Origin of the sequence: Vreelandella sp. 21, from assembly GCF_050995515.1 — a bacterium.
GTDB lineage: Bacteria > Pseudomonadota > Gammaproteobacteria > Pseudomonadales > Halomonadaceae > Vreelandella > Vreelandella alkaliphila.
In genome coordinates this window covers 740,120-753,061 of sequence record NZ_CP194673.1, presented here as the reverse complement: position 1 = coordinate 753,061, position 12,942 = coordinate 740,120, and the positions used below count along the sequence as shown (strand labels likewise).

Sequence of the window (12,942 nt, the reverse complement as noted above, 5' to 3'; positions counted from 1 at the left end):
CTAATGGATGATTGTGGGTCCAATGTATACCATATTTGCCGTCGCGGTTAACGGATGGTCAAAGGCGTAAACCCCTTCACCAAGGCATCTAGCTGCGAAAGCTGAGTCAAAAATGGCTCTAATTGATCTAATGGCAGTGCGCAGGGTCCATCGCACTTAGCATTATCTGGGTCAGGGTGAGCTTCTAGGAAGATACCCGCCAAACCAACGGCCACACCCGCACGGGCCAACTCTGCCACTTGGGCACGACGGCCATCGGCACTGTCCGCACGGCCACCCGGGCGCTGTAAGGCATGGGTGACATCGAAAAACACCGGGTAACCGGTCTGTTTCATATCGCCAACGCCTAGCATATCCACCACCAGGTTGTTGTAGCCGAAGCTAGTACCACGCTCGCATAGCATCAGACGGTCGTTACCGGCTTCCTGAAACTTAGTGAGGATATGGCGCATTTCGTGAGGTGCTAGAAACTGCGGTTTTTTGATATTAATCGCCGCACCGGTGTTAGCCATCGCCACCACTAGATCGGTCTGGCGGGCAAGAAACGCTGGCAGCTGAATTATGTCAGCGACTTCAGCCGCAGGCTCTGCCTGCCAAGGCTCATGAACGTCGGTAATGATGGGCACGCCATAGCGCGCTTTAATATCCGCTAGAATCTGCAAACCTTTTTCTAGCCCAGGTCCACGATAAGAGTGGATAGAACTACGGTTCGCTTTATCAAAGCTTGCCTTAAAGACATAAGGCATTCCGAGCTTTTGCGTCACATTAACGTAGGCCTGCGCCACTTCATCAGCAAGCGTCGCTGACTCCAGCACATTCATGCCGCCCAATAACATTAGCGGCAAAGAATTGCCGGCGGTTAGGCCGGCAACGTTAATATGACGCTCTGGAAAGGATGATTGAGAAGTCGAAGACATGTTATTCGCTCTCCCTCTTATTCCTGAGTCGTTGTATGAGCGCGCGTACGTGCCGTTTTGTGCTCTAAGGCAGCATTAACAAACCCAGAGAACAGCGGGTGTCCGTCACGTGGTGTCGATGTAAACTCCGGATGGAACTGACACGCCACGTACCAAGGGTGGTCAGCCAGCTCGACGACTTCTACCAAGGACTGATCGACGCTCTTGCCAGAAATGACCAGACCTGCCTGCTCTAACTCATCAATAAACTGGTTATTGACTTCAAAGCGGTGGCGATGACGCTCGACAATCTCATCAGCACCGTAGGCTTCGCGAGCTTTGCTACCGGATTTCAAGTGACAGACCTGACCGCCTAGACGCATGGTGCCACCTAAATCAGACGCGGCGTCACGCAGCTCGATCTTACCTTCAGCGTTAATCCACTCGGTAATCAGGCCCACTACGGGGTGCTTGGTGTCGTGGGTAAACTCGGTAGAGTTAGCATCTTCCCAGCCAGCCACATTGCGGGCAAATTCGATGACCGCGACCTGCATGCCCAAACAAATACCCAGGTAGGGAATGTTGTTTTCACGCGCGAACTGAGCGGTAAGAATTTTGCCTTCCACACCGCGCTCGCCAAAGCCACCAGGTACTAAGATGGCATCTTTGCCAGCTAGCCGCTCGGTGCCGTGATGCTCGATATCTTCGGAGTCGATATAGTCAACATTGACCTTAATACGCCCTTGAATGCCTGCGTGAATAAGCGCTTCGTTGAGCGACTTATAGGCATCCAGCAGCTCCATGTATTTACCGACCATGGCAATGCTTACCGACTTCAGCGGATTCAACTTGGAATCCAGCACCTTGACCCATTCGGAAAGGTCAGCAGGCTCTGCTTCCAGGCGCAGCTTATCGCAAACAATGTCGTCCAGGCCGTGCTCATGAAGCATCAACGGAATCCGATAAATAGTATCGGCATCCTGTAACGGTACAACGGCACGCTCTTCCACGTTAGTGAACAGGGCGATTTTACGGCGCTCGCTCTCTTCAAGCTCTACTTCGCTACGGCAAATCAAAATATCCGGCTGGATACCAATCGAGCGTAGCTCTTTGACGCTGTGCTGAGTCGGTTTGGTCTTGGTTTCGCCTGCCGTCTTGATATACGGCACCAGCGTAAGGTGCATGTAAATCGCCCGACTAGCGCCAAGCTCACTACGAATCTGACGAATAGACTCTAAGAACGGCAGTGATTCGATATCACCCACCGTGCCACCGATTTCTACCAGCGCCACATCAAAGCCTTCACCGCCAGCATAGACGCGCTGTTTGATTTCATCGGTAATATGAGGGATGACCTGAACAGTACCCCCCAAGTAATCACCACGGCGCTCTTTGCGCAGTACATTTTCGTACACGCGCCCCGTCGTGAAGTTATTCCCTTGGGTCATTTTGGTGCGAATAAAACGCTCATAGTGCCCTAAGTCCAAGTCCGTCTCGGCGCCATCTTCGGTGACGAACACCTCGCCGTGCTGGAAAGGACTCATGGTGCCCGGGTCCACGTTGATGTAGGGGTCGAGCTTGAGCATGGTGACCTTAAGGCCGCGGGCCTCTAGAATCGCCGCCAGCGAGGCCGACGCGATGCCCTTGCCAAGAGAGGACACAACGCCGCCGGTCACGAAGATATATCGTGTCATGGAAAACCTGTCGAAACGTGATCAAAAGGCGTAACAGAAAGCCACACCAGGATGGGATGACAGAATAGCAGAGTACGCCTAAAGGCTCAATTTGAACTGCAGGTGGCAGAGGGGCGAAGACGCCCCTCACTATCAAAACTAAACGCCTAGGTAATCCAAAATCCCCTCAGCAGCTTGGCGGCCTTCGTAAATCGCGGTGACCACCAGGTCAGAGCCGCGCACCATATCGCCACCGGCAAAAATTTTCGCATTGCTGGTTTGGTAGGCGTACTGGCCATGCTCTGGCGCTTTTACGCGATCACGCTCATCGACCTGGATATTGGCGCTATCGAACCACGGCGCAGGGCTTGCCTGGAAACCAAACGCTACTACGACTGCGTCGGCGGCAATAATCTCTTCAGACCCAGGCACCACCTCAGGACGTCGACGGCCGTTTTCATCGGGCTCACCCAAACGGGTACGCACGACCTTAACCCCTTCGACCTGCTCTTCACCTACCACCGCAACCGGCTGGCGGTTGAACAGAAACTCAACGCCCTCTTCTCGCGCATTAGCAACTTCACGGCGGGAACCGGGCATGTTTTCTTCATCACGGCGATAAGCGCAGATCACGCTGTCGGCGTGCTGGCGAATCGAGGTCCGATTACAATCCATCGCCGTATCACCACCGCCAAGCACCACCACACGTTTACCTTCCATCGAGATAAAGTCGTTAGGATCTTTTTCAAAGCCTAAGCGACGATTAACGTTGGCGATCAGGAAATCGAGCGCTTTATACACGCCAGGTAAATCTTCGCCGGGGAAGCCACCTTCCATGTACTTGTAAGTCCCCATACCCAGGAAAACAGCATCGTACTCCTGCAGCAGCGTATCGAATTCGATGTCGGTACCAATTTCGGTATTCAGACGAAACTCGACGCCCATCTCTTCAAAGACGGCGCGGCGACGCTCCATCACGTTCTTTTCCAGTTTAAATTCTGGAATACCGAAGGTAAGCAGACCGCCAATCTCGGGATACTTATCAAATACGACGGGTTTGACGCCATTACGTGCCAGGATATCAGCGCAACCAAGACCCGCAGGCCCGGCACCTACGATGGCGACCTTCTTATCGGTCCACTCCACCTTAGACATATCCGGACGCCAACCCATCGCAAACGCGGTGTCGGTAATGTACTTCTCTATCGACCCAATGGTAACCGCACCAAAGCCATCGTTCAGCGTACAGTCGCCTTCACACAAACGATCTTGCGGGCACACGCGGCCACACACTTCCGGCAGCGAGTTGGTTTTGTGTGAAAGCTCGGCTGCTTCAATAATATTGCCTTCCACCACTAGCTGAAGCCAGTTGGGAATGTAGTTATGTACCGGGCACTTCCACTCGCAGTACGGATTGCCGCAGTGCAGGCAACGGTGCGCCTGACTCGCCGCATCGGTGGGCTTAAAGGGCTCGTAAATTTCAGCGAACTCTTTTGACCGTGTGTGTGCGGCTTTTTTCTGTGGGTCTTGACGACCCACATCTACAAACTGGAAATCGTTATTTAAACGGTTAGCCATGATCTCTCTCCTCGAAGCGTAGGCTCTGGCGGGTTATTCCGGCTGACGCCGAGATTGATTCAGCAAACTACCCAAGCTCGCCGCTTTTGGCTTCACTAGCCAGAAGTGGCGCGCGTAGTCGCCGAAGTCTTCCAGAATCGCCGCGCCCCGAGCGGAGCCTGTCGCTGCAACGTAGGCTTCGATCATTTCACGCAAATGACGACGATACGCTTCCATCGCTTCGGTATTGACCCGGTGAATCTCGACCAGCTCGTGGTTGTACTTGTCCACAAAGGTACGGTCTTCATCTAAGACGTAAGCAAAACCACCGGTCATACCCGCGCCAAAGTTAACGCCCGTTTCACCCAATACGCAGACCAAGCCCCCGGTCATGTATTCACAACAGTGGTCACCTGCGCCTTCAATAACAGCAGTAGCTCCAGAGTTACGCACGGCAAAACGCTCCCCCGCAGTACCTGCGGCAAACAGCGTGCCGCCCGTCGCACCATACAGACAGGTGTTACCAATAATGGCGGTTTTGTGGCTTTCAAACTGACTAACCTTGGGCGGCACAATCACAATGCTGCCACCGTTCATGCCTTTGCCCACGTAGTCGTTGGCATCGCCTTCGAGATAGAGGTTTAAGCCACGGGCATTCCACACCCCGAAGCTTTGACCAGCCACCCCGGTAAAGCGCGCAGTGACCGGGGCTGATTCCAAGCCATCTTCACCGTAGCGCTTGGCAATCGCGCCAGAGCTCAATGCACCTACGCTGCGGTCGCAGTTAGTGATGGTGAAGTCAAACTCTCCGCCAGACTGGCTTTCAATGGCCTCTTTTAGTGCTGCCAGCACTTCCTGGTTCTTAGCGCCTGGGTCGTGGGGCACATTACGACTCACCTTACAGAACTGCGGTGCATCTGCAGTCACAAAATCATTCGAAAGCAGCGGGGTTAGATCCAATTTACGCTGAGCGGCCGTATTGCCTTCCAACACTTCAAGCAGATCGGTGCGGCCAATCAGGTCCGTCAACTGGCACACCCCTAGCATCGCCATCAGTTCACGCACTTCTTCAGCAATAAAGCGGAAGTAGTTTTTCACCATATCGACAGTGCCGCGGAAGTGCTCGCCACGCAGGAAATCATCTTGCGTCGCTACGCCGGTGGCGCAGTTATTCAGGTGGCAAATACGCAGGTACTTGCAGCCCAGCGCCACCATCGGCGCCGTACCAAAGCCAAAGCTTTCAGCCCCCAGAATCGCCGCCTTAACGACATCAAGACCCGTTTTGAGACCACCATCGGTCTGCAGGCGAATCTTGTCGCGCAGGCCGTTAATACGCAGTGCTTGGTGCACCTCAGGTAACCCAAGCTCCCAAGGAGAGCCCGCGTGCTTAATAGAGGTCAATGGACTTGCCGCAGTACCACCGTCGTAACCAGAAACGGTAATCAGATCCGCATAGGCCTTCGCCACACCAGTGGCAATAGTGCCAATACCTGGCTCAGAGACCAATTTTACGGAAACCTGGGCATCTGGATTGACTTGCTTAAGGTCGAAAATCAGCTGCGCCAAGTCTTCAATCGAGTAGATATCGTGGTGTGGCGGCGGTGAAATCAGCGTCACACCAGGCACCGCGTAGCGCAACCGGGCAATCAACTGGTTCACTTTGCCGCCCGGCAGCTGACCACCTTCACCGGGTTTGGCACCCTGGGCAACTTTGATCTGCAGTACTTCCGCATTGACCAAATAGGCCGGGGTAACGCCAAAGCGGCCAGAAGCAATCTGCTTGATTTTCGAACTACGGATGGTGCCGTAGCGAGCAGGGTCTTCCCCACCCTCGCCGGAGTTGGAGCGCCCGCCCGACTCATTCATTGCTTGGGCCAACGCCTCATGGGCTTCCGGAGAAAGCGCACCTAGCGACATACCGGCGCTATCAAAGCGCGGAATCAGTGCCTCAATCGGTTCAACATCCTCTAACGGAATGGGCGTTGCAGCAGGTTTGAGCTTAAGCAAGTCACGAATAGTGGCAACCGGACGCTCGTTGACCAACTGAGCAAACTTTTTCCACTTTGCGTAGCTGCCTTCTTGCACCGCCGCCTGGAGCGACTTCACGACATCGGGGTTGTAGGCGTGATATTCGTAGCCATGAACATACTTCAGCATACCGCCTTGGGAGATGCCTTTGCGGGCAATCCAGGCATCCTTCGCCAGCAGCTCTTGCTGCATTTGCAGCTCAGCAAAGCCAGTGCCCTGAATGCGTGATGCCATGCCGACAAAGCAGGTATCCATGATCTCATCGGATAGCCCCACCGCTTCGAACAGCATAGAGCCGCGGTATGAAGCTAACGTTGAAATACCCATCTTCGAAAGAATTTTGAACAACCCTTTCTGCAGACCTTTGCGGTAATTCTCACGAGCATCAGCAGGGTTGCCTGTTAGCTCACCGGTGCGATGCATATCCGCCATCACTTGGTAAGCAAGCCATGGGTACACAGCCGTTGCGCCCACGCCAAACAGCACTGCCATTTGGTGGGCATCCCTTGCATAGCCGGTTTCCACCACAATGTTGGCGTTCGGCCGCAGCGCCAAACGACCAAGATGAGAGTGAACGGCTCCCACTGCTAAAGCCGCCTGGATGGGCAACTGTCCTTTGGGAAGGTCAGCATCGGTCAACACCAGAATCACTTTGCCCGCTTTTACCTGCGCTTCAGCTTCTTGGCAAAGTAAGGTGACTGCCCGCTGCAAACTGGTGTGCTCCGGGTCGTACCCGAGTGACAGCGTGTGGCTAGCAAAGGCAGGATCATCCTGGCTGACCAGCGCAGTAAATTTACGTGGTGACAGCACCGGCGTTGTCAAAATCAAGCGGTGAGCATGCTCAGGCGTTGCCTTAAAGACGTTCAGCTCCGCACCACAGCAAGTCTCCAACGACATAACAATCGCTTCACGCAGGGGGTCAATCGGCGGATTGGTCACCTGGGCAAACTTTTGACGGAAGAAATCAGTTAGCAGACGCGGACGGCTAGACAACACCGCCATGGGGGTATCATCACCCATCGAGCCAACCGCCTCCTGGCCACTTTCTGCCAACGGGCGCAGCACCTGATCACGCTCTTCAAAGCTCACCTGAAACATTTTCTGTTGAACATTAAGCGCGTCAGTGTCCATTGTCTGGAAACGCGCAAGCTCAGTCAGCGCTGACTCTAGGTAATGGGCTTCCTGCTTGAGCCAGCGCTTATAGGGATAAGCTGACTTCAGGCGGTTATCGATATCCTGGGTGTGCAGTACTTCGCCAGTCTGAGTGTCTACCGCCAGCATCTGGCCTGGGCCAACGCGCCCCTTAGCGACGACATCCTCAGGGCGATAACCATAAGTGCCAATTTCAGACGCTAGCGTGATGTAGCCATTCTTGGTAATCACCCAGCGCGCGGGGCGAAGGCCGTTGCGATCCAGCATACAAACAGCTTGACGACCGTCGGTCATTACCACACCGGCCGGGCCATCCCAAGGCTCCATGTGCATGGAGTTGTATTCATAGAACGCGCGTAACTCGGCGTCCATGGTCTCAACGTTTTGCCAAGCAGGCGGCACCATCATGCGCACCGCACGATGTAGCTCCATACCGCCAGTCAGCAGCACTTCCAGCATGTTATCCATGCTTGAGGAGTCTGACCCAGTGGTATTGACGATTTCGTCAAGCTCAGCAATATCAGGCAAGCGCTCGTTAACAAAATTGGCTTTACGAGAGTTCGCCCAGCCGCGGTTGGCTTCAATCGTATTGATCTCGCCATTATGAGCCAGCAGGCGGAATGGCTGGGCTAGCGGCCAGCGCGGTGCAGTGTTAGTAGAGAAACGCTGGTGGAACACGCAAATGGCGGTTTCCAGACTTGGATCATTCAGGTCTTTGTAGAATGCCGGCAAATCTTCCGGCATGACTAAGCCTTTATAGGAAACAACTTCTGATGAGAGTGAAGCAACATAAAAGTCTTCATCGCTACGTAGCGCTTGCTCTGCATAACGGCGCGCCATAAACAGATCAACATCGAAGCGATCACTGCCTGAATTTCCACTGCTAGCTGGCTGAACAAACAGCTGCTCAATGCGCGGCAGACAGTCCAGCGCCATTGGGCCACATACACTAGAGTCGGTGGGCACTTCGCGCCAGCCCAATACATCTAAACCACGGCTGCTTAGTTCGCGCTCAAGGGTTTCTTTAGCATGAGCGGCACGCGCATCGTCATCTGGCAAAAAGATGACGCCTACAGCAAAGCGCTCGCCCAGCTCCGCATCAAGCGCTTGCTTCGCGGCAGCGCGCATGAATTGCACCGGCATTTTCAGCAGTAAGCCGCAACCGTCACCGGTTTTGCCGTCTGCCGCAATACCGCCGCGATGGGTCATGCAGGTAAGTGATTCAATAGCAGTTTTCAGCAAGTCGTGGCTGGCCTGCCCTTCCATATGGGCAATAAGGCCAAAGCCACAGTTATCGCGAAACTCGCCAGGCTGGTGAAGACCTCTATTCATGGGCGCGCCTCTAGTCAGCGTATTTATTTAGCAGTGTTTTCATGTTATCTTATTGGGTTTTTCTTATTTTTGACCTCTTACTACCCATTAAAAACAGGGCATTTCCCGCTTCCACCGCTTCAAGAAAAGGTGGCTCAGCATAGCGATTTGCCTGCGTGTAGCGCAATCACCCAGAACTCGCCAATCCCTAAAAAACCTTGTCAAATCTTGCATTTGCATTAACGATTAATAAAAAAATATATTAACTTCAACCACTTGCAAAGCAGCTAAACGATATTTAAACGATTGAAATACATAACTAGACTTTAGTATCAATTGGCTCAAAAAACCCATGCCGATAGCGCATAAGGCATACGGATTACATACAGAACGATCATCACTTAACGACCAGACAACAAAAAACCCACGCGATGGTGGGTTTTCTGTGCAGCTTTGTTTGTAAAACTGTTTAGCAATACGGTCTATCAGTACTATTTATTATAAGCACTGTTTATCAGTACCGCTTATCAGTACTGATTCCCCATACTGGCTTTTGATTGTTTATAGCCAATACGCCTAGGCATTTAGTCGCGCGGATAGTGATGAAGTAGCTCACGCAGCATATCAGGCGGCGTGGCGTCACTTACGCAGGCGTCACCCAGGGCATTGAGCAGCACCAAACGTAGACGAGTATCAATATTCTTCTTATCTAGCTTCATGCGGGCTAAAAAGTCATCTACAGACATTCCGGCAGGTGCGGCTAGCGGTAGTCCAGCGCTTTCAACAACCGCCTTAGCACGCGCGAGTGCATTGCTATCTATCCAGCCAAGCTGATGCGAGAGCGTTGCTGCCATCGCCATGCCTGCACCCACGGCCTCACCGTGCAACCAGTTGCCATAACCTTGATGAGCTTCAATAGCATGACCGAACGTGTGCCCCAGGTTCAGCAACGCGCGAACGCCCTGCTCAGTTTCGTCATCCGCCACAATGTCGGCTTTAATTTGACAACTTTGAGCAATCGCTTCAGCAATCACTGCAGGCTCAACACTACGTAGCGCCTGCATATGCTCTTCTAACCAGCTTAGGAAGCGCTCATCACGGATTAACCCGTACTTGATCACTTCTGCCAAGCCTGCGGAAAGCTCCCGGCTAGGCAGAGTGGTCAAAGTATCGATATCCACGATGACGGCTTTTGGTTGCCAAAAAGCACCAATCATATTTTTACCCAGCGGGTGGTTAACACCGGTCTTCCCACCCACCGAAGAGTCTACCTGGGATAATAACGTAGTAGGCACCTGAATAAAGGCAACGCCACGTTGATAAGCTGCCGCCGCATAACCGACCATATCGCCAATCACACCTCCCCCTAAGGCAATCAGCGTACAGCGACGATTGAAGCCGGCCTCTAACAGCGCGTCCCAAATCCGGCTTACCTGCTCGATGGTTTTATACTGCTCCCCGTCAGGCAGCACTACCGTGCGAATGTCTAAATGACCAGGCAGACCGCCGCAAAGCGTTTCTAAATAAAGCGGTGCGATAGTCTCATTGGTGACTACCATCACCTGCTGACCCGCGAGATACGGCTCCAGCACATTGGCGCGCTTTAGCAGCCCAACACCAATATGGATCGGGTAGCTACGCTCACCCAATGCGACAGTTAGCGTACGCTGGGCACTTGTCATTTCAGTCATTGTGATACCTTTTTACTTTGAGCCCGCGCAATTTCTAAAGGGTCCACCATGCGATGGACACGACGCAGAATTTCGTTGACCACCGCACGTGGGCTGCGCCGATCCGTGCGCACCGTAATATCAGATGTTGCTCGATACAGCGGATCTCGTGTGGCGAACATGTCGTTCAGCACCTGTTCGCGATTATCACACTGTAATAGCGGTCGATTTCGATCTTTGGCAGTGCGCTTCAGTTGCTGGTCAACGGTGGTCAGCAAATAAACCACGGCGCCTCGCTCACGCAGAGCACGTCGATTCTCTTCGCGCAGCACTGCGCCACCGCCGGTAGCCACTACCACACCAGATAACTGAGTGAGCTCGTCAATCATCTGGCTTTCGCGCTGACGAAAGCCGGGTTCACCTTCAACGTCAAAAATCCAGGGGATATCCGCACCACAGCGGTCTTGTATGGCGTGATCGCTGTCAAAGAACGAGCGCGACAACTCAGCCGCGAGTAAGCGGCCTATCGTGCTCTTGCCAGCCCCCATGGGGCCAATTAAAAAAATATTGGGTAACTCTTGCATCAGCGAACCGCCAAACCATCATCAAGTAGTCGTGGAGTAATAAAGACCAATAACTCTACCTTTTCATTGCTCTCTTCGGTATAGCGGAATAGCCGCCCAAGCCAAGGAATATCTCCTAGCAGCGGTGTTTTCGCTATTTGGCTCAACTGCTCTGTTGTCAAAATACCGCCTAACACTACCGTTTGCCCATTATCGACCAACACTTGAGTCTCTATCTGGTTGGTATCAATCGGCGGCTCACCACCAAACTCACTTTCCCGGAAGCTATCGTTTTTAATCACCAAATCCATAATGATGCGGTTATCCGGAGTAATTTGTGGCGTTACCTCCAAGGAGAGTTCAGCCTCCTTGAACTCTGTATCTGGATTCCCTTCTGTATCTACGCTCTGAAAAGCCCGCTCTTCGCCTTGGCGAATAATAGCTGTTCGTTGGTTAGCTGTGATCACTCGGGGCTGAGAAATCGTCTGGCTTTTGCCCTCACTTTCCAGCGCTCGCAGCTCAAGATCTAGCAGCACGTCCCCTGATAGATAACCAAAACTAAACCCTGTGTTGGCAGCAGCCACTGAACCTAGATCTACTGCGAGGCCACCCTGAGCACGGTTAATGTTGTTGGGATTAATATTACGCCGAGAAAACGTGCCATCATCGTTTTCTAAAAAGCCGCGAGTACTCGACGCGCCCCAGTTAATCCCTAACTCCCGAGATGCAGTATCTCGGGCAATGACAATTCTTGCCTCAATTTGCACCTGACGGACGGCGACATCCAAGCGATCTAAAGTGCCGATAATAGCGCGCACCTGCTCTGCAGTATCTTGTACCAGTAACATATTAGTACGCTGATCAATACTGACTCGCCCTCGGTCAGTTAACAGCCCAAAGCCATCGCCACCACGTAACAGCTGGGCAAGGTCTTCGGCGCGGGCGTACTTTATCTCAATGAACTCAGTGACTAATGGCGCAAGCGTTTGGCGTTGATTGCGTGTTTCTATCTCTTGCCGTTCAAGAGCCGCTAGCTCGCTGGCAGGCGCCACTACGATCACATTCCCCTGCTCCCGACTTGCCAGCCCCTGGCTTTGTAAGATCAGCGCTAGCGCTTGATCCCAGGGAACATCGTTCAAGTTAAGTGTAATGCGTCCAGCAACGCTATCACTGGCCACTAGGTTTAGGCCAGTAAACTCTGCCAGAATAGCCAGCACTGCACGCACTTCAATATCTTGAAAGTTCAGGCTTAACCGCTCTCCGGTAAAAGATATTCCCTGCTGTTCTCGCTGCTGTTGTGTAGCTTGACTCACCGGCTGCACTTCAATCGTCAGCGTACGCCCGCGTTGCGATGAAGCCATCGCGATGGGGCCGTTCGTTTGTAGCTCCAGCCGCATATCACGCTGTCCAAGATGAGGGATAATACGGGTAACCGGCGTCGCAAAATCAGTAACATCGTAAACCTGATTAAGCGCATCAGGCAGTGCCACATTACGCAACTCCGCTATAATGCTGCCCTCGCTACCTTCACGCACATTAGCGACCACACCAGCACGATCAAATGTCACCACGACACGCCCTGCACCATCACCTTCACGCCGGAAATCAATATTTTCAACACGCGGCCCCGGGATGGACGGGGAAGTCTGGATAGCTTTAGCAGCTTGAGGTGCCGGCATAGACACAGAACCACCTGATGCTAAGGTGACTCTTAACTGCTCACCGACGACTCGAGCGGTATAATCAAGGGATTCATTCGAATCAACCACGAGACGCGTCCGTCCACTGCCCTCTAACACCGTCACTTGTTCAACAACACTACTACTGACACCAATACGGCGTTGAGCAAGCGCACTTTGTGTATCTGCCAAATCCAGCGCTAGACGAGGAGGTGCATCTAATCGATAGCCACTTAGCTGGGCAACGCCGCCACTGAACTGCAACACTAGCTCAACGTCACCACTATGAGTTTGGCGCACATCGACATTAGTAAGCACTGATGCCATGCAGACCGATGGCACTACCGCGATTAATAACAGCAACGTTCGATAACATTTAGCAGCCATAAGCGATATCCATATCTGATAGCGAG

7 protein-coding genes are annotated in these 12,942 nt (G+C 52.9%); all 7 read right to left on the bottom strand.

The window, feature by feature from the left end; all coding sequences use genetic code 11:
- Positions 1-47: 47 nt before the first annotated feature.
- The 7 genes from kdsA to pilQ all read right to left on the bottom strand — a co-directional run bounded on the left by kdsA (position 48) and on the right by pilQ (position 12,916).
- Positions 48-917, bottom strand: a complete 870-nt coding sequence (gene kdsA, locus ACN06F_RS03465) for a 3-deoxy-8-phosphooctulonate synthase (RefSeq protein WP_038481648.1) — start codon at positions 915-917, stop codon at positions 48-50.
- Positions 918-934: 17 nt separating this feature from the next.
- Entirely contained in the window at positions 935-2,590 is a 1,656-nt protein-coding gene (locus ACN06F_RS03460; RefSeq protein ID WP_038481645.1) for a CTP synthase, read from the bottom strand.
- Between the two features lie 138 nt (positions 2,591-2,728).
- Positions 2,729-4,147, bottom strand: coding sequence for an FAD-dependent oxidoreductase (locus ACN06F_RS03455; RefSeq protein WP_038481642.1), 1,419 nt, complete (start codon positions 4,145-4,147; stop codon positions 2,729-2,731).
- Between the two features lie 33 nt (positions 4,148-4,180).
- Complete coding sequence (gltB, locus tag ACN06F_RS03450) at positions 4,181-8,638, bottom strand: glutamate synthase large subunit (RefSeq protein WP_433924664.1); 4,458 nt, start codon at positions 8,636-8,638, stop codon at positions 4,181-4,183.
- A gap of 563 nt (positions 8,639-9,201) precedes the next feature.
- On the bottom strand, positions 9,202-10,308 hold the full coding sequence (aroB, locus tag ACN06F_RS03445) for a 3-dehydroquinate synthase (RefSeq protein ID WP_433924663.1): 1,107 nt from the start codon (positions 10,306-10,308) through the stop codon (positions 9,202-9,204).
- Positions 10,305-10,871 carry a shikimate kinase AroK gene (gene aroK, locus ACN06F_RS03440; protein ID WP_038481630.1) on the bottom strand — a complete coding sequence of 189 codons (567 nt, stop codon included), beginning with the start codon at positions 10,869-10,871 and terminating at the stop codon, positions 10,305-10,307. Before aroK ends, aroB begins: the two co-directional genes overlap by 4 nt.
- Complete coding sequence (gene pilQ, locus ACN06F_RS03435; protein ID WP_433924662.1) at positions 10,871-12,916, bottom strand: type IV pilus secretin PilQ; 2,046 nt, start codon at positions 12,914-12,916, stop codon at positions 10,871-10,873. Before pilQ ends, aroK begins: the two co-directional genes overlap by 1 nt.
- Between the last annotated feature and the right edge of the window lie 26 nt (positions 12,917-12,942).